Here is a 22,081-nt window from a genome sequence, read left to right on the forward strand (position 1 = left end):
AATTCAAACTTCTCAACATTTTCTATTAGTACTACCTCTATACTACTTAGTCCTATGTTTAAATTGCAAAAACTAACGGCTTAGTTAGTTTCTTTTTTCTGGTTTAATCCATACCTTAACAATTAATAATTGAACAGCATAGCCAAAAAAGGGCGCTAAAATAACATAATAAATCCAATCCTTTTCTGGGACCAATAACCAAGTAATTAAACATATAATCACTGTAATAATAGGTGCTATAAATGTATATTTCATATTATCATCCCCACTAAATCTGTACTCTATTTTATTAATTTTGTATTAATGAGTAGAAAGCCTTTGACTCTTTTGTTCCTCTCAAATTTTTATATGAAGAATCTGAATAATATCGAACTTGATTTTTAGTCCAAATCCAATTCGGGTTTGTATCTAATCTTGTTCCCACCCGAACTTTAAAGTAACCTACATGTACATTATACTGTATCCAAATCCCTGCTAATGCCGCCGCTGCCGCACCATACATTCCAAACTTTGCACCCAATACTCCTATAGCCGACTGAAGAGAATACTTCTGGGATGAAGTTATCTTTCGTGTCTGCCAACCCGACCATGCCCATGATCCTTTTTGAGCACCTAAGGTATACATCTCAACTTCATTCTCAGTAACTGTAGCAGCAGAATCATCAATACTAGAATTATTTATGCTATTTTCCAAAGCTATTATTTCATTTTGTGTCATATAATCACTTGTCACGCTAGTCATATTTGTCATGGTATTTGTAACAAACGTAATTGTACCCTCATCACTACTAATTTTATTTGTAATGATATGTTGTTGTTTAGTGACATCAAAACCATACACCTCTCCGTCTATATTTGCTGTTTCATGAATAGGCGAGTCAAATGTGATTTTTTGTAATAACATACCATTAGTTCCATCTCCAACCACATTAGCGTCATTTTCTTCAGCATTTACCACAATAGCAGGCGCTACAGATGCAAAAACTAACGATGTTGCTATAATTGGTGTTACTAATTTCACTGTGTTTTTATTCATGTCTTATTCCCCTTTTCTCTCTATTTGGAACCACTAATAAGCAAAACATTTCGTGAATTCCTTGTGCCAATTGTATATTTATGCTCTAGTAATGTCTATGCTAAACCGTTATATTTTCATACAAATTTTAGAAAGAAAGGGCGATTGTCAAAGAAAAGACACGTTCCCGATAAATTACGTCTTTTTTACACCTTGACTTGACAATTCAAGTCATAAATAAAAATAAAAACTACATTGTCAAAGAAAAGACATGACACTAATAAAATATGTCTTTTCTGCGCTATTAAAATAAGGTGAGCCATCATTTCTTTATTTTCAATTCCTTACCAAATAGCTCTTTTAAGAAAATGTTTGCCTTGTCCTCGATAGATTTTTATCCTCATAGCTAACGTTCACCAGCTGTCAACTTGCAGTCTCGCTCGCAAAACATAATGATTAATACTTTCAACCATTAATTTCATCTTCAAGATTTTTATCAACTACCAATAAAACATTCTAAAAATCTGGGTGCTTACTGATAAATTAAGCAGTTAGCTAACAGGACTAATTATCTACACTCCCGGCATTCCTCTCTTGGGATTCGCTTGAGAAGCATGTATCACATTATATTTTACATACTTTTCTTGATAAACCAATAGAAAGAGGTTTATTCTATAGGTACCATTGTAATTGTAGAACTCCCACTTTCTTCTCTTTTTATTTCTTATGTTGATATTGCGCTATCCTTTGTTGGGTTGTTAAGTCTTTGACAACCCAATACGCTTTTTTGGTGCCTATCGATTGTAGCGTTTATGCCAACCGAATTCAGCTTTTCTTCGTTGACTGCTCCGAGCTCTTTCAGTCCAGGTATTTTCATGTTTGTTACCTCTATTCACCTTCACTAAAAACAGTGATGAATAATCTATTTTCAGATTGCTCATCACTGTTTTTTGGCTCTATGTCAATTGTTGGGGTGAAATATCAAGGTGCGAGCTAGGGAGTCAACAGCTCGTGCCTTTTCTTAACCTACAGAGATGTCAAAATCTTTGATAAAGTGTTGTGCTAGTATTTTGGCTCGGAATCTTTCGAAGCATTGAAAGCCATAAGCGCCACGTTTTAAGACTTTGGTTCGATTGTTAATTCCTTCTACGAAGCCATTAGATAAATGTGGGTAAATAAAAGCGTTAATAATTTCTGTTTCCCAGCGTTGAAAGGTTCCGATAGCGGCAATGAACTCTGGAATATTGGCTTGTCGAACAAGTTCGTAGAAGTGATGTAACGCGTGGCGTACATTGGTTCGTTCTTGGGCTTTGTGTGTGTCAAACCAAGCCTGATAGGCTTCTTTGATGTCATAGGCTGTTTGTAAATCGGAGTCTAATTCTAAATAGCGCTGAACAAGCGTCCACTGCTCAGAAGTTAAGTCATGTTTCCGTTTGTAAAAGAGGCCCTTCATGCGTTTACAGCGTTTTCGATCATAGTCATGGAATTTTTGTTGTACCCGAATACGAACTTTGGTTAATGCCCAATAAATATAGCGGGAAAAATGAAAAGAATCAGCAATAATCAATGGGCTACAAAGGGCTTTTTGAACGGCGCTTTTAAAAGCGGGACTCAGATCCATAATCACAATTTCTACTTGTTGTCCGCGTTCTCTGAGATAGCGTTGGATGGTTTTTATACTACGATTTTCTAAAATATCAATGGGACGCCGAGTGATAGGGTCTGCAATAATCAACTGGAACTTGCCTTTATTTGTGTCTCCTTTAAATTCATCGATAGCGATGATCTTCGGTAAGGTGGCTGGAGGTGTTGAAAAAGCACCCATACGGGCATCAAATAAGCGAATGATTTTAGAAGCGGTCGTTCCATAGGCTTTAGCGGTGTAAGAGAAGGAAGCAGAGCTAATACTGTGAAAAAGAGCAGCCTGATGCCAAGCGATAGAGAAACGCTGATAGCGTGTGACAATTCCTTGATTTTTCTCATCAAATGCTTTACCACAAGGGCAGTGATAACGCCGTTTCCGATAATGAATATAGACCCGTTTCTCGGCCATTTTAAGGTGTTGAAACAAGTGCGTACGATAATCTTTCATACGATTTGTACGGGTTTGACAATGAGGGCACGTATGTTTCTTTCGTTTTAATTGAATATGAATATGGCAGGTATCCTTCTCTATGGAATGCTCGATGAGCTGGACGTTTTTATTTTCTAAACCGATGAGTTGTATGATAAAATGGTCTGGCATGGTAATATCGCTCCTTTGGATTGGGTTTTGTCACTTTTATCTTAACGGATGTTGATATTACTGTGTATTTTTTTGCCTTAAAATAAGAACAAAAAAATGTTGAGGCAGATTATTTTCTACCCCAACATTTATTATAGAACCTATATTTATTCAGATTTAACTATTTTCCTAATATATTCTGCAGAAATTTGTCCAGGATCTGTTTCTTTGACAACCACTTGAGGACTAAAATACACTTTAATTTTATCTCCTACAACTAAATCTTCTACTTTTATTTTATCTCCGTTCTGATCAAAGATATTATCAAAACTCTCCAATTCGTACTTTCCCTCCTGTAAATTTAATTTTTCTCCACTAACCCATTTTATTTTATTTATCCTCAAATTAGCATCATAAATGGTAGCACTATAGACAGCTTTTTTATTTTGACTAGTATTTTCCTTAGTCGATGCACTACTACATGCACCTAAAATCAACAAAATAACAATATATAGAAAAATTATTTTTTTCATTTAATCCTCCTATTTTATACTTGTGATCCAATTATAGAAGGCAGGCGTTATACGTACACCTTCGTTCACTCCAGATCCAAGAGTGTGAACACCAATAACAGTTTTACCATTTAATATCGGAGCCCCACTTTGACCTGGCGTTGTATCAATTGGATATACAATTTTTTGAGTACCTACCATTGCCTTACCTGTATGGTACCATTGCGAACCAGGTTTATCTCCTGGGTACCCCGAAATCATGGCATCGTATGACACATTTGCTGTTGGAGATCTATACGTTAAAAATCCAGTGCTCCCTATAGAAGCGCTTAATTTAACCAAACCAATATCATAATTAGAATTATTATTTTCTGTATATCCAGCCATAGCATATAGTTTTTTTGATGTAATGGCTTTCGGTGCATTATAATTAGTCATACCAGGTTGGAAAATAACAGTTGTAGCCCAGCTTTTCAATTTTGTGTCATAAAGGTTGTGAGCAGCAGTTAAAACAGTGTTTCCGCTTACAAGTGTTCCCGTACCAACATACCAAACCATTTTCCCTTTATTTATATAACCCATTTCCATGTACCCAATTTGCTTAAATGGCGATAGGGTCGTGTTTGCCTTTACTCTATTGTCCGCACCAACAATTGCTTTTAATAATTTCGGCTTATCAGCGACGGGCTCTGTGTTCACCACAGTATTTTCTGGATGTTCCTTATTATAGGCTTCAACAGCTTTTTCGCGAGCTTCCTTCGAACTATCATAGTTTAAGGCTATCTGCATTTCACTCATATCTGATGATAGTTCTGTTTCAAATGAACTAGTCTGAACAGCTAATTCCACAATTGAATTCTCCTCATTTTCTTCCGCTTTAACTGAAGAAAAGTTGACTCCACATACACTAATACCTACTGTGCATACTAACAAAGCCTTTATTAAATTTAATTTCTTATTCATACCTTAAATCCCTCTTCTTTATTTTTTGTATTACATAGTAATTATAACACAAAAAGATAAAGATTGTGAATTTATTCACTAAAGATTTACTATATTTTTGACGACAAGTAACTATCTCTTGATTTCTAAAGCTCTAGTTCGAATCCTACCGTTCTTTTTCATATTGGTATACTTGACTTAATTCTTCACGTTGTTGATCAGTTAAATCTTTTTTCGGGATATCTTGAATCGCGCCTTCCAGAGCATATAAGAAATGAAGACAAGCCGCGTCGTCCACTAAGTCCTTGACGAGCAAATAGGCTTTTTCTGTGCCTATCGATTGTAATTTTTCCGCTGATTTTATGCCAACAGAATTCAGTTTTTCTTCGTTTATTGCTCCGAGATTTTTCATATCAGATATTTTCATGTCTGTCCCCTCCATTCATGCGCGTGTACTTTATCTCTTTCATTATAGTAAAACAGTGATGAATAATCTACTTTCTGATTACTCATCACTGTTTCTTTATATATTTTCAATCGTTGCTAAAACTTGTTTTTCGAGGTTTCGTAAGCGCTGACTTGCCTCTTCTCCAGTTTCGCCAATACAACTAAAATAGATTTTACATTTTGGTTCGGTTCCTGATGGGCGAATGCAGAACCAGGAGCCGTCTGTCTGATAAAATTTCAATACGTCTGATTTTGGTAGCGCTATTTTTTGTTTTGAATTTGTTTGGTAATTGGTCTGTAATCCAGTTTTATAGTCTTCTTTTATAATAATGCCATCCATCGTTTTGTCGCGCATCGTTTGCATGATGGTCTGGATTCGCACGATGCCTTCTTCGCCTTTTGCGGTGATGGTGTGCAAGGATTCTTCGTAGTAGCCGAATTCGTCATAGATGGTTTGCAGGCCTTCGTATAGTGTTTTGCCTTGTAATTGGAAGGATAGCGCGACCTCTGCTGTTAAAAGGGCCGCTTGAATGGCGTCTTTATCACGGACGAATGGTTCGACGAGGTAGCCGTAGCTTTCTTCGTAGCCAAATAGGAATGTTGCTTCGCCAGAGACTTCCCATTCTGCGATTTTTTCGCCGATGAATTTGAATCCGGTTAGCGTATTATAAGTTTTCACGCCATATTTCTGCGCGATTTTTTCGCCTAAGTCGCTTGTCACGATGGTTTTGATGAGTGCGCTGTTTTCCAGGAGATTCGGCTGGGTGACTAAATAATGTAGCAATAGCGCGCCCAACTGATTTCCTGTCAAAATTTGATACGTTCCCTGTTCGTTTTTCACTGCAACGCCAATTCGGTCGGCATCGGGGTCTGTTGCCATCAAAATGTCGGCATCATGACTTGCTTCGATTGCCATCGTGAACGCGGCGTGGTCTTCTGGATTCGGTGATGCGACTGTCGGAAACGCACCGTCTGGAATCGCTTGCTCTTCCACAACGCGGACATTCGTGAAACCTGCCTGTGCCAAACTCTGCGTAACGAGTGGTCCGCCTGTCCCGTGAAGTGGCGTGTATACGATGGCAAGCTTGGCGCCGTGTTCGTTTGCTAATGCCGGATTCTGCGTCACTGCACGAACCTCCTCTAAATATGCCGCGTCCGCTTCTGCGCCAATTCGAACGAGTAAACCGTCCTCGATTAACGCCGATTCGTCGGCTACAGGAATCGCGAACAAGTCGGAAATTCCAGTCAAATACGCCGTTATTTTATCCGCAACATCCAACGTAATCTGACATCCATCTGCCCCGTAAACCTTGAAGCCGTTGTATTCTGCTGGATTGTGGCTCGCCGTAATCACGATTCCCGCGGCCGCCCCCCATTCGCGAACCATGAACGACAGCTCCGGAGTTGGGCGCAGTGCATCGGATAAATAAACCTTGATTCCCGCTGCACCGAGCACCCGCGCTGCTTCCAATGCGAACTCCGCCGAAAAATGGCGCGAATCATAGGCAATTGCCACGCCTTCCGTTTCGAGCCCCTGTTCTGCAATGTGCGCCGCGACGCCACTCGTAACCCAGCGAATCATGTATGTATTGATCCGATTGGTGCCACAACCAAGCTCACCGCGCATACCGCCAGTCCCAAATTCCAGATAACGATAAAAATGCTCGCGTCTCGTTTTTTCGTCAGATAATTCCGTCATTTCCTGTTGAAGCGCCGCATCGTCCTTCGACGCCACGCTCCATTTTTGCCAATTTTCCTGCCAATTCATCGGCTCTCATCCTCCAACTGCTGCAGAATCTCCGCCAAACTCATCTCGCAACAAGCCATCGACGTATCCGCAACACCGTAGTACATTTTGACAACATCGCCTTCTACAATCGTGCCACATCCAAAAACAACATCGCCGAAAAAGCCGTTTTTCTCATAGTCCGCTTCTGGTTCTAAAATTGGTGTTTCCGTCCGCGCCAGAACTTTCATCGGATCATTCAAATCGAGTAGGACCGCTCCCATACAATAGCGATGATCTTTCGTCGCACCATGATATAGCTCGAGCCAACCTTTTTCCGTCTTAATCGGTACCGCGCCACCACCAATTCGGCCGCTATCCCAATAACCATCGCGAATGCCAAGCAAATGACGGTGATCACCCCAACTATGTAAATCAGGCGAAGACGCAATCCAAATATCCAAATTCCCAATACTCTTCAAGCTTGGACGGTGTAACGCGTAGTATTTCCCATTCACTTTTTCAGGAAAAATCAGCACATCTTTATTTTCTGGTGCAAAAATATTTCCTTCGTACTCATAACTCACAAAGTCCTTCGTTGAAATCATCGCGTCGGCTACACCCATCTCGGATACCGCGCTGAAATTCACATAATAAACGTCATCGATCTGCGTCACACGTGCATCTTCAATACCGAACGTTTGATATTCGTTAAATGGATATAAAAACGGTTTTTCATCAACCGTAAAATTGTGTCCGTCCTTACTTCTCGCAATACGAATGTAAGAAAGCGACGTCAAATAGGCGAAACCTTCCATCTTGTCTTTCGTCCGAATCATCCGCGGATCTTCAAAATCATACGTCGGATCATCCAAACGAAACTCCAAAATATCCAATTGTTGCGTTTCCACATTGAAAACAGGCGCCTTCACAATATTCGGATCTTCACTGATTGGCTTCTCTGCCACACGTAAAAGCAGCAATGTCTCGTCTTTATATTGCGCAACACCCGCATTAAACGCGCCTAACACCTCAAAATCTGGTCGATGCGGTGCCACATCAGCCGGTGTAATTAATGGATTTTCCTCATAACGATAAATATTCATAATTCCCAGTCTCCCTATCCTTCAAATTTCATAAACGGATCACGAATCGTGCGTTTCTGCGCATCCGCGTCGCTTATTCCTACATATAAATCAGCTGTTCCAGAAGCATTTCGAATCAGTCCACCACTGAAAACAACATCTTCCAAATCTGGTCGCTTGCTCGGTCCAGCAAGAAAATCAGCGCGTTCTGCAACGATTTCCATTGGAGCTACAAACGTTGCTGTCGCCGGGTCTAACACACAAATTCCAGCGTAATAATGGCGATCACCTTTTTCATCAAAATTAGCAACATGGCTTAGTATACCAACGTGTCCATTTTTCAAAAGGTGCATCTCGTTCGCGCCACCCCATTCACCATCGGCAAAATGCGTCGGTAATAGTGGTGCTTCTTCAACTAGCTGTACAGTCAAATCCGTTAATTTTGGAATCAGACAAAAACCAATTTTGCCACGCCCACCTTTTTCACCTTGCGGACGCGTCAAAACCGCAATCTCGCCACTCGGCAACTGCTTCAATCGCAAGTCTTTCATCCCAACTGGACCTACAAAAATCAATGTCAAATCCGCAATCCCTTTGCCGCGGTACAAACAAGTCCGCCACGCCAATTTCTTGGGATCAGCCTCACTCGGGAAAACTTCCACACCACCGATAATCAAATCCCCATCAATACGCGTCATAAACGGATCTTGCAGCGCCAATTTTGGCATATTCGTAAGTAGTACCCACGCCAAATCCTGTTTTTCGAAAAAGCCGATTTCCGCCATTTCGCTGTCACGCGCTTCGATTCGCCCAGCAATCACTTCTTTGCCACCCACAACGAACGGCGCCGTAATGTTGTACACATCCTTGTCCCCAGCGCCAACAAACGCCAAGCGTTCTACTTTCGCGACCTCATTTCTCACCCGATACTCTTTCAATAAAATCGAAATCTCTTTCATAATTAACTCCTTCATATCTTAAAAATTACCGCTGCAAACGCTGGCAAAACAATTCTTTCCGCGTCCACAACCACATCCATATTCGCCAAAACAAGCGTCAAATCGCCCCACTTGTTCTCTACCTCACGTGTTTCCCCGAAATTGAGGCACACCAGATACTCGCCGCGAACATACGTCAAGAGCTCTCCAGCCACCTCAAAATCACGATATCCCGGCTCACAAAAATCCGCCGTTTTTCGCAAAGCAATCAGCGCCTGATAAAAAGCAAACATCCGCTGCCCGCGTTCCAAATCAGGCGTCACTTCACCAATCCAGGCCTCCGCTTTATCTGAGAACCCTTCTGGCCAAGTCATCGGCGCCCTCGCCTTGTCTCGCGTCTTCTCCTGCGCCACAAATAGCGCCTCCTGCTCCGACTTCCCGTCCTGCAAAGCCAGCTCATACGCATAAACGCCCCGCACATCACGCATCTCGCGCATCGATTCCGGCACAAAATCCGCCATCCCAATCTCCTCGCCAAAATACACAAAAGGAACACCATGCGCCGTCAACATAAGCATCGCAAGCAACTGCGCCACATCCTCGCGCCCGTCCGCCAACCGATTCCACGACCGACTCATATCATGACTCCCGAAAAACAACGTCGGCATCCGACCATCCGCGTACACCTGCTGCATCCGCGTAAGCTCTGCGGCAATCCCATCTCGATTCGGAACACTGCCAAAATTAAAGTTAAACGTCACATCCAGCCCATCAAGCCCGGCGTACTTTTCAATCTCCGCCAAATTATCCGAACTAATCTCACCAACCGTAAAATAATCGCCACGTGCACGAATCCGCGCACCAATTTTCGCCATCATTTTTTCCATTCCAGGTTGATCCTTATCAAAAAGATGCAACTGTTTCCCATTTTCCACCGGATTATCCGTAAAATCACGCGTCAACGTCAAATTATTAATCACATCGAGCCGAAAACCGTCCAATCCCTTATCCAACCAGAAATCGAACACCTTCCAAATCTCCTGCTCCACATCCGGATTAGCCCAATTCAAATCAGCCTGCTCTTTCGCGAAGCTGTGGTAATAATACTGCTCCGTCACCGCGTCCCATTCCCATGCCGAACCACCGAAAAACGATTCCCAATTATTCGGAGCATCACGCCACACGAACCAATCCCGCTTCGCATTCGTTTTCGATCTTCGCGATTCCACAAACCACGCGTGCTCCGTCGACACATGATTCACAACCATATCCGCGATCACCCGAATCCCGTGCCGATGCGCCTCCTCGACAAACGCCTCCAAGTCCGCCATCGTACCATAATCCGGGTCCACCGCGTAATAATCACTCACATCATAGCCATTATCCACTTTCGGAGACGGGTAAAACGGCGTCAACCAAATGCCACCGACACCAAGCTCAGCCAAATAAGGCACTTTTTCAAGCAAGCCCTTAAAATCACCAATCCCGTCCCCGTTACCATCCTTAAATGACGGCATATAAATCTCATAAAAAACCGTTTCCTGCCACCATTTCAACATCGTTCAAACTCCTTATTTCAATGTAAACTGCATGCCCTCTTGGAATTTTTTCGAGAAGAAGAGGAATAGAATAATCAGCGGTAAAGTCAGCACAACCGACGCCGCATACATCGGACCAGGATACGTTGCGTAAGGTCCAAACATTTGCGATATCAGTACGTTCAGCGTCACCGTACTATCACTTTTCGTCACGATTAAATCCCATAACAGGTTCGTCCAGCGATCCGTGAACAAGAACAAGAAGATAACCGTACTAATCGATTTCGACATCGGTAAAACAACGCGGAATAAAATTTTCAAATCGCTCGCCCCGTCCAATTTCGCCGCCTCAATCAACGTATCCGGAATCGCCTTGAAAAAGTTCGTGTACATAAAGATCGCCCACATACTCATCATCGTTGGAATAATCATCCCAGCATACGTATCCAGCAAACCAACATTCGTAATCATCAAAAATTGCGGAATCAATAAAATAATCGCTGGGAAAAACATTTGGAATAAAATCACGTTATTCACGAACATTTTCCCTTTAAATTTCACTTTTGCAAGTGCGTAACCGACCATAATTGCGAATAACAACATGAGTCCCGTTGCAATCGTCGCCACAATAATCGTATTGATAAACGCTTGAATCCAAGGTGCTGGAGCCGAAACCGATGCATTCCCGAACAACCAACTCCAAGAACGCGTCGTGAATTCAGTCGGAATCAACTTCCGATCGACTTGATCCCATGCCGCAAACGAATTGAGTACGAGATAAATAAACGGATAAATCATGACTAATAGAATCAATGTGGTTAACGTATAACGAACCGTCATGCCCCACTTACTTTTACGACCAACCATTTCTCTCGCCCCATTTCTCTAGTCCTTTTTTAATAACACCAATCGATGCAAACGTCACAACAGCCGCCACAAGCGAGATTGCTGAAGCATAGCCTGATTTCAAGTTTACAAAGGCTTGGTTATAAATCTCCATTTGCCACGTATTTGTCGCAAAGTTCGGCCCACCGCCAGTTAGCTGGTAAACCTCCGTGAATATCCCGAAACTCACGCCTACCGCCAAAACGATCACCGTGAAAAGCGCAGGATACATCATCGGAATCGTAATTTTCCAGAATGTGCGGAACCGACCCGAGCCATCCATCGCCGCCGCCTCATAGATTTCTTCGTTAATACTAGATAATCCTGATATCAAAATCAGTGCGTAATACCCTGACATTTTCCAAGCAATCATCAGCGAAATAACGAATAATGAAGTCATCGGGGTTCCTAACCAATCAATATTCAAGCCAAAATTGTCACGCAAAAAGATGTTTAGCGGACTGTTATAAGATAGCAAACCTTTCACGATCAAAGACGTAACAACGCCTGATGACAGATAAGGTAGGAAAAAAGCAACTAAGTATAACCCTTTGAATTTCGGTAATCCGTTCACAAGTACCGCAACGACCATCGACATAATAATCGCGAGTGGTACGAATACAATCAAGAACTTATATGTCACCCAAAACGATGCTTTCACCGCTGGGCTTGCAATCGCCTTTGTGAAATTATCCAGCCCGACAAAATTAATATCTGGACTCATCATGTTCCAATCCGTCACGGAGAGCCAAATCGCCCAAACGAGTGGGATTAGAAAGAAGATAATTGTGAAGATAACATAGGGGCTGGTGAAAGACCAGCCCAATTTATTGTTTTGCTTCTTCATTTCTGAAGCACCTCATCCTCAGCTTTCTTCATGTCGTTCCAAGCTTTCGCAGGTTTCTTCTCACCACGAACGACTGGATTCCATGCTTGTTCACCGATGATTTGTTGAATGTCATTGTAGTCAGCGTTATCCATCGCTGGAATCGCGTATGGTACGTTTTCTGCATATACTTTTAGCGCTGGATTTGCTTTGAAGAATTCAGTGAATGTTGCATTTTGCGTCGCATCATCACGCGCTGGAATTAAGTTTGTTGTTTCTAAGAATTTCAAGTCATTTTTATCGTTGCTGTAAACGAAATCTAGGAATTTAACTGCGGCTTTTTTCTCCGCATCTTTCGCTTGTGCGTAGAACACGATTCCTTTTGCATCCGAATACGTATTTACATTTTCAGCGTCTTTTAAAGCATCAGGAACTGGCGGTGTCGTAACCGTGTATGTTTCGCCATTTTTTAACTCTGGGAATTTCTCTGCCCAGTTTGGGAATGACCATGGACCAAGATCAGCCATGATGCTCGTTCCTGTTTCAAATGGATCTGTTGCTTGTCCTGCTAATAGAAGGTCATTTTTTTGTAGCTCAGACATGAATGTAAGCATTTCTTTTCCAGCTTTGTTATCCGCTACAAATTTGCCATCTTTTACAAAAGCATTACCTTTAGATGCTGCATTGTACAATGGGAAGAAGTCAAACCAACGCATCCAAGCTGTCGGATCAGCCAAGTCTGCTTTTGCCCAAATCACTTTGTCGGGATATTTCGCTTTTAGTTTTTTACCAGCAGCGAGCACATCACTATATGTTTTTGGCGTTTCAGTCACACCAATTTCTTTCAAAATATCAGTACGCCATGCGAAAAGAATCGGGTTAGAGTAAACTGGGAACACATATTGGTTACCATCCGAGAATTTCCAAGCGTCAAGGCTATCAGTCATTTTACGTTTTTCAGCTACTTCTTTCATGCCGTCGATTTCATTGATTGGCACGATTGCTTTACTATCCGCGAGTTGTGCGGCAAAACTACGATTTATATTTTCCGAAATAGTTGGTGCTGTTTTCGACGCGATGGCCGCTTGCACCGTTGCTTCAGAAGATGGACTTTCTTTCATTTGTGATACTTCTACTTTAATATCTGGATTTTCTTTCTCAAAAGCTGTTGCCATTTCTCCCCAAAACTTCATTTGTGTTGGATTTGGCGCGGCCCAAAATGTTACCTTCGTCTTGCCATCAGCTGACACATCATCCTTACTTCCCGAACCACATCCCGCCAGCAAACTCCCTACCATTGCTACGGATAAAACAGAAAACACCACTTTTTTTAATTTCATCTTTCATGTCCTCCTAGTTAGATCATATTGTAATTTTGTAAGCGCTTGAATTACAATTACATTATTGCATTACATTTTTGTAATGTCAACAATTACTTTTTCGTATTAATTGCATTATAATACTTAAACAGCAATAATAGCGTTATTTACAATTACATTACAAATAGAATTACTTTTCAATTGCTTTCTATCGTTATTACTCTTATAATGAAATGAGAGAAAGTCCCATCTAGGAGGAAAATGAATGAAAAAAGTCACAATGCAAGATATCGCGGACGCTTTGCAGATTTCAAAAAACTCGGTATCGCAAGCCTTAGGGAATAAGAACGGCGTTGGCGAGCAAACAAAGCGGCTCGTTTTACAAAAAGCAGATGAAATGGGCTACCAATACAAAAAAGACGTGGTTTACACGCCTACCGATAATCAATTCGCGCTTGTTGCCACGGAATTTGCCTTATCGCAAAAAAGTTTTTTTGGTGAAATTTGTTTGAGTTTGGAGCAGGAAATGACAGCGCGAGGCTTTTATTTAACGACGCTTGCGGTGGGACCAGAAGCTATCGCTACGAACCGTTTGCCACGTGAATTAGAAGAGAAAAATTGGCGGGGAATTTTTATTTTATCGCATATTAGTGATGTTTTTGTGAAGCGGATTTTGGAATTGGGCGTACCGACTGTGATGATTGACCACCATGATCCACATTTGCGGACAGATACGATTTTGTCGCAGAATAAAGATGGTGCTTTTGTGGCTGTGGAACATTTGATAACGCTTGGGCACGAACGGATTGGCTTTGTTGGCGATGTTGATTTTTCGCCGAGTTATGAGGAGCGTTTTGAAGGATATTGCAAGGCGATGCGGCATTATAAGTTGCCGGTGAATTCGCACTATACCATTACGAGTATCAAAGAGGAGCAGGCCGCGTTGTTTCAGGCATTGGAAGGCTTGGAGGAATGGCCCAGCGCGTGGTTTTGCGTGAACTCGGGGCTAGGATTTATTTTGAATTCGTATTTTCAGTCGAAGGGATTTGCGATTCCAGAGCAGGTGTCGATTGTGTGCTTTGATAATACGGAATTCGCGATTTTGGCACAACCACCGCTGACGACAATGTGCACCGATTTGCGATTTATGGGGAGAAAAGCCGCGGAAACGATGGAATGGCGATTGCGGAATCCGAGTGCGCCTATTGTGAATGTGGCGATTGGGACGGAGTTGGTTTTGAGAGAGTCGACTGGGAGATTAATTTGAAAATAGAGAAGAAATCTCTTTCAAAAAAGGGACTTCTTCTCTATTTTTTTAATTTCCCCACTTCTCGGGGTCTTTATTCCACTCTTTCAACGTTGCCATGTCGCCTTCTGATACGTAACCTTCATCCAGCGCGACTTCAAGCAGCGTTTCATAATTCGTAAGTGCTGCAACTTCCACGTTTGCTGCGCCAAGCAATGTTTTTCCTTTTTCTAATCCGTATGTAAAAATAGCGGCGATTCCCAAGACTTCGCATCCGGCTTCGCGCAAGGCTTCTACGGCTGTAATCGAACTTCCACCAGTCGAAATCAAGTCTTCAATCACGACTACTTTTTGGCCTTTCGCGATTGGTCCTTCGATTTGGTTGCCTTTGCCGTGTTCTTTCGCTTTGGAACGGACGTAAACCATTGGCAGGTCTAGGATATCACTTGCCCATGCGGCGTGCGGGATGCCTGCTGTTGCGGTTCCTGCTAGTACTTCCACATCAGGAAATGCGGTTTTGATTTTTTCTGCAAGTGCTGCCGCGATGAATTGACGGGTTTTTGGGAATCCTAATGTTAGGCGATTATCGCAGTAGATTGGTGATTTGATGCCGGATGCCCATGTGAATGGATCGTTTGGTTGAAGGAATACGGCTTTGATTTTTAGTAATTGCTCGGCAACTTGTTTTTCGGTTGTCATTTGTTCCACTCCTTTAGAATCGTTTCGTATGCTTGGTACGGGTCGCTTGCTTTCGTGATCGATCTGCCGACAACGATTGCAGTTGCGCCAATTTCGCGGGCTTGATGTGGCGTTACGACGCGTTTTTGATCGTCCTTCGTATCAGTGTCTAAGCGGATTCCTGGTGTCACACGTAAGAATTCGGGACGGGTGATTTCTTTAATTTTGCCAGCTTCAAGCGCGGAACAGACGACACCATCGAGGCCTGCTTCATTCGCCAAGTTGCTGTAGTGCAAGACGGAATCCATTAGACTTGCTTGGATTAGTTGATCGGACTGCATTTCGGCTTCACTGGTACTTGTTAATTGCGTAACAGCGATAAGGCGCGGACGGCGAGAGGAGCTGGAGCCGATTTCGAGACCTTCAAGCGCGGCTTCCATCATCGCTCGACCTCCTGCTGCGTGTACGTTGACCATATCGACGCCCATGCGAGCGAGGCCAATCATCGCGCTTTTGACGGTATTCGGAATATCGTGCAATTTGAGATCGAGAAAAATTTCGTGACCTTCGTGTTTGAGGCGCTCGACTAAGTGCGGGCCTTCTAAGTAGAAGAGTTCCATGCCGACCTTGACGGACAGCGTGTCTCCTTTTGGAAATCGTTTTAAAAATGCTTCGACTTGACCGTATGAGGCGAAATCGAGCGCGATAATTGGTTTTGTCATGCGTTTGTTCTCTCCTTTTTTAAGTTGGCTAAAGTCGTGATTCCTAGTTCGTCCATGCGGGCTGGCAAGGCGTCGATTAGGTTCGGACAAATATATGGCTCGGTAAAATTGAGCGTGCCTACTGCGACGGCATCTGCGCCTGCGATTAGGAACTCGAGGACGTCATCTACGGTTTGGACGCCTCCCATGCCGATGATTGGAATGTTGGAAACGGCGCGGACTTGGTGGATTAGGCGAATCGCGACGGGCTTGATAGATGGTCCTGATAAGCCGCCAGTGCCATTTGCCAAAATTGGTTTGCGCGTTTTGAGATCGAGACGCATGCCTAGAAGGGTATTAATCATCGTGAGTCCATCGGCGCCTGCTTCTTCGATCGCCTTCGCAATGGGGACGATGTCGGTTACGTTTGGCGAGAGCTTCACGTAGATTGGAACGCTCGCCACAGCTTTGACGGCTTTCGTGAGTTGGTAGGCGACTTCTGGATCGGTACCGAATGCGATGCCGCCATGCTTCACGTTGGGACACGAAATATTGAGTTCGATTGCCTTCACGTTTGGTGCATCACCGATTCGCGCGCAAATTTTGACGTAATCTTCTTCGGAGGCACCGGCCACATTTGCGATAATTGGCGTGTCAAAGCGCTCTAGCCATGGCATTTCGTTCGCCATCACGTGATCGAGGCCTGGATTTTGAAGGCCAATCGCGTTCAGCATGCCGGATGGTGTTTCTGCCACACGCGGCGTTGCATTGCCGTAACGCGGTTCTGGCGTCACCGCTTTTGCCATGATTGCCCCGAGTTTGTTCAAATCGTAAAACTTGCTGTATTCTTTGCCGAATCCGAAACAACCGGACGCGGGCATGATTGGATTTTTCAAAGATAAACCTGGTATTTCAACGGCTAAACGGTTCATATGACTACCTCCCCAGCTCGGAAAACCGGGCCTTCATCGCATGCTTTATAGCTTTTCGTCGGGTCATCGGTGCGCTGACAAACACAGGCATAGCAAGCTCCTACACCGCACGCCATCCGTTCCTCCAGCGACAAAAACGTCCGCTTATTCGCAAATCGTTCGGAAACCACGCGTAACATCGCAGTCGGCCCACAACTGTACACCGTATCTGGCGCAAAATCAAGCGCGTCCGTCACTGTCGTTACAAAACCTTGCGTGCCTCGCGTTCCGTCCACCGTTGCGACAAAACAATCGCCCAGTGCTCCCATTTCTTTTTCATAAAAAACATCTTTTGCCGAGCTAAAACCTAAGACAAACGTCACTGTCGACCCTTGCGCTACCAGCTCTTTTCCGAGTTGATAAAGCGGCGGAACCCCAATTCCACCACCGATTAATAAGGCATGTTCGCCAAGCTTCGTTTCTGTTGGTGCGAAGCCATTTCCAAGCGGGGCAATGACATCAATCGCGTCACCGCTCACCAGCTCCGCAAAATCCGCCGTCCCTTCTCCGTCCACGCGGTACAATAACGTACACTGCGCCGCCTCCTTATCAATCGCACAAATACTAATCGGGCGTCGCAAAAGCAAATCCGCTCGCCGAGGTTTGAGCTGCATAAACTGCCCCGGATTCATCTCCAGCACAATATCCCCTTTTAAAACCAGCTCAAACACCCGATCCGCGATTAACTTTTGACTGACTACTTCCATCTTTGTTTGCCTCACGTTCTCCACCCCGTTCTCTTAAACTGTTTCGATCACTCGAGCAGGTTGCATAGCTTCCATTTCAAACGACCGTGATTCGAGCACCCGCAAAATTGCTTCTGCTGTGTCTAGCGATGTACAAACTGGCACACCATTTTCGACTGATTCCCGACGAATTTGGAAACCGTCACGCTCTGGTTGTTTTCCAGTTGTTAATGTATTTACAACAAGCGTCACCTGTCCGTTGCGAATGTAATCAATCAATGTTTCTTGATTTTCGCCGATTTTCTTCACTTTGGAAACTGGAATGCCCTGCTCTTCTAAAACAAGCGCCGTTCCAGCTGTCGCCATAATTGTGAAGCCGATATTTTTAAAGCGTTGCGCCAGTGCCGTCGCCTCTGCCTTATCACGATCCGCGACCGTCAATAACACCGTTCCGTAATCAAGCATTTTCACGCCACTTGCCACAAAACCTTTGTACAGCGCCTTTTCAAGCGTACGATCTTTCCCCATGACTTCTCCAGTTGACTTCATTTCAGGGCCAAGCGAGGTGTCGACGCTACGCAATTTCGCAAACGAGAACACCGGCACTTTAACAAAAATCTCTTGTTTCTCTGGCGCCAAACCTTCTTTATAGCCAAGTTCCAACAACGTTTTTCCTAAAATGACTTTCGTCGCCACATTCGCCATCGGGATGTCGGTAATTTTGCTCAAGAAAGGTGCAGTACGGCTTGATCTCGGATTGACTTCAATCACGAAAACCTCTTCATCCGCCACAACGTATTGGATGTTCAGCATGCCGATGATCTTCAGGCCTTTCGCAAGTCGCGTCGTGTAGTCAACGATCAAATCCTTGACATGTTGCGACAAACTTTGCGCAGGATAAACCGCAATCGAGTCACCAGAATGGACGCCCGCACGTTCGATATGTTCCATAATACCTGGAATCACAACGTTCACACCGTCACTAATCGCATCCACTTCCACTTCCTGCCCTTGGACGTAACGATCGACAAGCACCGGGTGTTTCGGATTCACTTTGACCGCGTTGTTCATGTAATAACGCAGCGCTTCTTCCGATTCCACGATTTCCATGGCACGACCGCCGAGCACGTAAGAAGGGCGCACCAAGACTGGGTAGCCAATATTCGTTGCAACTGCAATCGCCTCATCAATCGATGTCGCTGTTTTTCCAGCAGGTTGCGGAATGCCAAGTTCCACGAGCGCCTTCTCAAACTTATCACGATTTTCCGCACGATCGATGTCCTCAAGCGATGTTCCAAGGATTTTCACGCCGCGTTCTGCCAAACCATCTGCCAAATTGATCGCCGTTTGACCACCGAACTGTACCACAACGCCTAGCGGTTTTTCCAGTTCAATCACATGCATCACATCTTCCAGCGTCAGCGGTTCAAAGTACAACTTGTCGGAAATACTGAAATCCGTCGATACTGTTTCCGGATTATTGTTGATGATAATTGCTTCATATCCCGCTTGCTGAATCGCCCAAACCGAATGCACCGTCGCGTAATCAAACTCAACGCCTTGTCCAATCCGAATCGGCCCAGAACCAAGCACAATCACGCTTTCCTTCTCTGTGCGAATCGATTCATTCTCATCCTCGTAGCTACTGTAGAAGTATGGCGTTGTCGACTCAAATTCGGCCGCACACGTATCTACCATTTTGTAAACCGGAATAATTCCCGCTTCTTTACGAATATCGTACACTTCAAAAGTCGTCATATCCCAAAGTTTCGCGATGGCTCCGTCACTGAAACCGTTCCGCTTCGCCGCGCGTAATACTTCCAAATCCCCAACATTCGCCGCGATTTCCGACTCTTGTTTGATAATTTTCTCCAATTTATACAAGAAGAACAAGTCGATCTTCGTTTTCGCGTGCAGATCCTCAATCGTCCAGCCTTTACGGAGCGCCGCGGCTAAGAAGAATAACCGATCATCTTCAGGGAAGCAAATTTTACGTTCCAATTCTTCCAAACTCGCATTCTCCGCCTCGTCCAAATACAGATGCGTCGTCCCAATCTCAAGCGACCGAACCGCCTTCAAAAGTGACTCCTCCAAATTCCGACCAATCGCCATGACCTCGCCAGTCGCCTTCATTTGCGTACCTAAACGACGATCCGCTTTTTCAAATTTATCAAAAGCAAAGCGTGGAATTTTCGATACAACATAGTCAAGCGCTGGTTCAAAATGCGCATACGTTGTTCCCGTTACAGGATTCTTCATCTCATCTAGCGTCAAGCCCACCGCAATTTTCGCAGCGAGTTTCGCAATCGGATAACCCGTTGCCTTCGATGCTAGCGCCGACGAACGACTCACACGCGGATTTACTTCAATCACGAAATACTCGTAACTATCCGGATCAATCGCGAGCTGCACGTTACAGCCACCCTCGATTTCAAGCGCGCGGATAATTTTCAGCGACACATCACGAAGCATTTGATATTCGCGATCCGACAGCGTCTGACTTGGCGCCACAACGATTGAATCCCCCGTATGAATCCCGACTGGATCGATGTTTTCCATATTACACACGACCATCGCGTTATCATTCGCATCGCGCATCACTTCATATTCGACCTCTTTAAAACCAGCGATACTGCGCTCTAGCAAACATTGCGTCACCGGGCTCAGCTTCAAACCACTCGCCACAATCTCCGCCAAATCCGCGTCATTCAAGCAAATCCCGCCACCAGAACCACCGAGCGTATAAGCCGGGCGAACAATCACCGGGTAACCAATTTTTGCAACAAAGTTCTTCGCTTCTTCCAAGCTATGGATAATGTCACTTTCAGGAACCGGCTCCCCAAGCTCATGCATCAAATCACGAAACGCCTCGCGATCCTCCGCCTTCTTAATCGCGACCAAATCCGTTCCCAGAACTTCCACACCGCACTCTTCCAAAATACCCGCTTCGGCAAGCTCCATCGCCATATTCAGGCCAGTCTGACCACCAAGCGTCGGCAAAATTGCATCCGGGCGTTCCTTCCGAATAATCCGCGATACGAAATCGAGCGTAATCGGCTCAATATAAACCTTGTCCGCCATCTCTACATCCGTCATAATCGTAGCTGGATTCGAGTTCACAAGCACCACCCGGTACCCTTCCTCTTTCAAACTCAGACACGCTTGCGTCCCCGCATAGTCAAACTCCGCTGCTTGTCCGATAACAATAGGACCAGAACCAATTACTAAAATAGTTTGAATATCCTCACGTTTAGGCATTTTGTTCCGCTCCCTCCTTCTCCATCATTGCTATAAATTGGTCAAACAAATAATTCACGTCACTCGGTCCAGGATTCGCTTCTGGATGATACTGTACCGTATAAGCAGGAAACTCCTTGTGCGCCAATCCTTCTACCGTTCCATCATTCAATTCAACATGCGTCGCCACGATGTCTTTCCCAGTTAGCGAATCAGCATCCACCGCATAGCCATGATTTTGCGCCGTAAAATCAACGCGTCCCGTCGCCAGCTCCTTCACAGGATGGTTCGCCCCGCGATGTCCGAATTTCAGCTTAAACGTATCCGCCTCATTTGCTAAAGCGAAAAGCTGATGTCCTAGGCAAATCCCGAACAACGGCACCTTCCCTTGCAACCCGCGAATCATCGTGATCGCTTCCGGCACATCTTTCGGATCTCCCGGTCCATTCGACAGCATCACGCCATCTGGATGCATCGCTAGAATCTCTTCAGCCGTCGTATTATAAGGCACGACTGTAATATCGCAATCACGTCTGTTCAACTCGCGCATAATGCTACTTTTCACACCATAATCCACCAGCACAACCCGCTTGCCTTCTCCCGGATTCGTAAATGCCTTCGAACAAGAAACTTCACGCACTTGGTCCACTGGTAAGCGCACCGAACGCAGATGATGCAATAAATCTTCCCGATTCGCCTTTTCCGGAGCCAAAATCCCTTTTAGCGTTCCTTCCTTGCGAATAATTTTCGTCAATTTCCGCGTATCAATTCCCGCAATCCCAGGAATATCTTTTTCCTTCAAAAACTGATCCAGCGTCAATTGGTTGCGCCAGTTCGAAGCAAATTCTGCCGCCTCACGCACCACCACGCCTTTCACAGCTGGGTGAATTGATTCAAAGTCGTCACGATTCACGCCATAATTCCCAACGAGCGGATATGTAAACGTGATGATTTGCCCGTAATAACTCGGATCCGTAATCGTCTCCTGATATCCCGTCATGCCCGTATTAAAAACAACTTCCCCAATCGTTTCGCGGTCACTGCCAATTGCCTCACCGATAAAAAAGTTCCCATCTTCCAACATCAAAATCCGTTTTGCCATGCG

General features: G+C 44.3%; 20 protein-coding genes. 1 reads left to right on the plus strand and 19 read right to left on the minus strand.

Translation table 11 applies throughout. The features are described 5' to 3' along the window. Positions 1-84: 84 nt before the first annotated feature. From HCJ66_RS01555 to HCJ66_RS01615, 13 genes are all read right to left on the minus strand, one after another. Positions 85-255 carry a hypothetical protein gene (locus HCJ66_RS01555; protein WP_187131578.1) on the minus strand — a complete coding sequence of 57 codons (171 nt, stop codon included), beginning with the start codon at positions 253-255 and terminating at the stop codon, positions 85-87. 34 nt (positions 256-289) lie between these two features. Continuing rightward, a complete protein-coding gene (locus HCJ66_RS01560) occupies positions 290-1,036 on the minus strand; it encodes a hypothetical protein (protein WP_187131579.1) in 747 nt (248 codons plus the stop codon). Positions 1,037-2,036: 1,000 nt separating this feature from the next. Continuing rightward, on the minus strand, positions 2,037-3,260 hold the full coding sequence (locus tag HCJ66_RS01565) for an ISL3 family transposase (RefSeq protein WP_187131580.1): 1,224 nt from the start codon (positions 3,258-3,260) through the stop codon (positions 2,037-2,039). A gap of 146 nt (positions 3,261-3,406) precedes the next feature. Further along, a complete protein-coding gene (locus HCJ66_RS01570; protein ID WP_187131581.1) occupies positions 3,407-3,772 on the minus strand; it encodes a membrane lipoprotein lipid attachment site-containing protein in 366 nt (121 codons plus the stop codon). 9 nt (positions 3,773-3,781) lie between these two features. Continuing rightward, on the minus strand, positions 3,782-4,714 hold the full coding sequence (locus HCJ66_RS01575) for a trypsin-like serine peptidase (protein WP_187131582.1): 933 nt from the start codon (positions 4,712-4,714) through the stop codon (positions 3,782-3,784). 145 nt (positions 4,715-4,859) lie between these two features. Then, positions 4,860-5,120: a TfoX/Sxy family DNA transformation protein gene (locus HCJ66_RS01580; RefSeq protein ID WP_187131583.1), complete on the minus strand. Its 261-nt coding sequence runs from the start codon at positions 5,118-5,120 to the stop codon at positions 4,860-4,862. Between the two features lie 96 nt (positions 5,121-5,216). Then, complete coding sequence (locus HCJ66_RS01585; protein ID WP_187131584.1) at positions 5,217-6,908, minus strand: phospho-sugar mutase; 1,692 nt, start codon at positions 6,906-6,908, stop codon at positions 5,217-5,219. Further along, positions 6,905-7,972 carry a BtaManbiosPhlase gene (locus tag HCJ66_RS01590; protein ID WP_187131585.1) on the minus strand — a complete coding sequence of 356 codons (1,068 nt, stop codon included), beginning with the start codon at positions 7,970-7,972 and terminating at the stop codon, positions 6,905-6,907. Before HCJ66_RS01590 ends, HCJ66_RS01585 begins: the two co-directional genes overlap by 4 nt. A 14-nt stretch (positions 7,973-7,986) precedes the next feature. Continuing rightward, on the minus strand, positions 7,987-8,910 hold the full coding sequence (locus tag HCJ66_RS01595; protein WP_187131586.1) for a DUF1861 family protein: 924 nt from the start codon (positions 8,908-8,910) through the stop codon (positions 7,987-7,989). 11 nt (positions 8,911-8,921) lie between these two features. After that, the gene (locus HCJ66_RS01600) at positions 8,922-10,445 is read right to left on the minus strand and encodes an alpha-amylase family glycosyl hydrolase (RefSeq protein ID WP_425489598.1); all 1,524 of its coding nucleotides are present in this window, start codon (positions 10,443-10,445) and stop codon (positions 8,922-8,924) included. A gap of 15 nt (positions 10,446-10,460) precedes the next feature. Next, entirely contained in the window at positions 10,461-11,294 is an 834-nt protein-coding gene (locus HCJ66_RS01605) for a carbohydrate ABC transporter permease (protein WP_036060062.1), read from the minus strand. After that, entirely contained in the window at positions 11,281-12,159 is an 879-nt protein-coding gene (locus tag HCJ66_RS01610; protein WP_036060061.1) for a carbohydrate ABC transporter permease, read from the minus strand. Before HCJ66_RS01610 ends, HCJ66_RS01605 begins: the two co-directional genes overlap by 14 nt. Further along, the gene (locus HCJ66_RS01615; protein ID WP_187131588.1) at positions 12,156-13,478 is read right to left on the minus strand and encodes an ABC transporter substrate-binding protein; all 1,323 of its coding nucleotides are present in this window, start codon (positions 13,476-13,478) and stop codon (positions 12,156-12,158) included. Before HCJ66_RS01615 ends, HCJ66_RS01610 begins: the two co-directional genes overlap by 4 nt. Before the next feature lie 244 nt (positions 13,479-13,722). Between HCJ66_RS01615 and HCJ66_RS01620 the strand changes: the two genes are divergently transcribed. Next, positions 13,723-14,724: a LacI family DNA-binding transcriptional regulator gene (locus tag HCJ66_RS01620; RefSeq protein WP_187131589.1), complete on the plus strand. Its 1,002-nt coding sequence runs from the start codon at positions 13,723-13,725 to the stop codon at positions 14,722-14,724. A 48-nt stretch (positions 14,725-14,772) separates the two neighbouring features. Here HCJ66_RS01620 and pyrE read toward each other — a convergent pair whose 3' ends face one another. The 6 genes from pyrE to HCJ66_RS01650 are packed head-to-tail and all read right to left on the minus strand — an operon-like array spanning position 14,773 to position 22,078. Further along, on the minus strand, positions 14,773-15,402 hold the full coding sequence (gene pyrE, locus HCJ66_RS01625) for an orotate phosphoribosyltransferase (RefSeq protein WP_187131590.1): 630 nt from the start codon (positions 15,400-15,402) through the stop codon (positions 14,773-14,775). Beyond that, positions 15,399-16,103 (minus strand): orotidine-5'-phosphate decarboxylase, encoded by a 705-nt coding sequence (gene pyrF / locus HCJ66_RS01630; protein ID WP_036060054.1) that lies wholly within the window; start codon positions 16,101-16,103, stop codon positions 15,399-15,401. The genes pyrE and pyrF overlap by 4 nt, the downstream gene beginning before the upstream one ends. Beyond that, positions 16,100-17,014 carry a dihydroorotate dehydrogenase gene (locus HCJ66_RS01635; RefSeq protein ID WP_187131591.1) on the minus strand — a complete coding sequence of 305 codons (915 nt, stop codon included), beginning with the start codon at positions 17,012-17,014 and terminating at the stop codon, positions 16,100-16,102. Before HCJ66_RS01635 ends, pyrF begins: the two co-directional genes overlap by 4 nt. Then, positions 17,011-17,775, minus strand: a complete 765-nt coding sequence (locus tag HCJ66_RS01640) for a dihydroorotate dehydrogenase electron transfer subunit (RefSeq protein WP_187131592.1) — start codon at positions 17,773-17,775, stop codon at positions 17,011-17,013. Before HCJ66_RS01640 ends, HCJ66_RS01635 begins: the two co-directional genes overlap by 4 nt. 18 nt (positions 17,776-17,793) lie before the next feature. After that, positions 17,794-20,997: a carbamoyl-phosphate synthase large subunit gene (carB, locus tag HCJ66_RS01645; protein WP_187131593.1), complete on the minus strand. Its 3,204-nt coding sequence runs from the start codon at positions 20,995-20,997 to the stop codon at positions 17,794-17,796. Further along, positions 20,990-22,078: a carbamoyl phosphate synthase small subunit gene (locus HCJ66_RS01650; RefSeq protein ID WP_187131594.1), complete on the minus strand. Its 1,089-nt coding sequence runs from the start codon at positions 22,076-22,078 to the stop codon at positions 20,990-20,992. Before HCJ66_RS01650 ends, carB begins: the two co-directional genes overlap by 8 nt. Between the last annotated feature and the right edge of the window lie 3 nt (positions 22,079-22,081).

The sequence above is a fragment of the Paenilisteria portnoyi genome, from assembly GCF_014322795.1.
GTDB classification, from domain to species: Bacteria; Bacillota; Bacilli; order Lactobacillales; family Listeriaceae; genus Listeria_A; species Listeria_A portnoyi.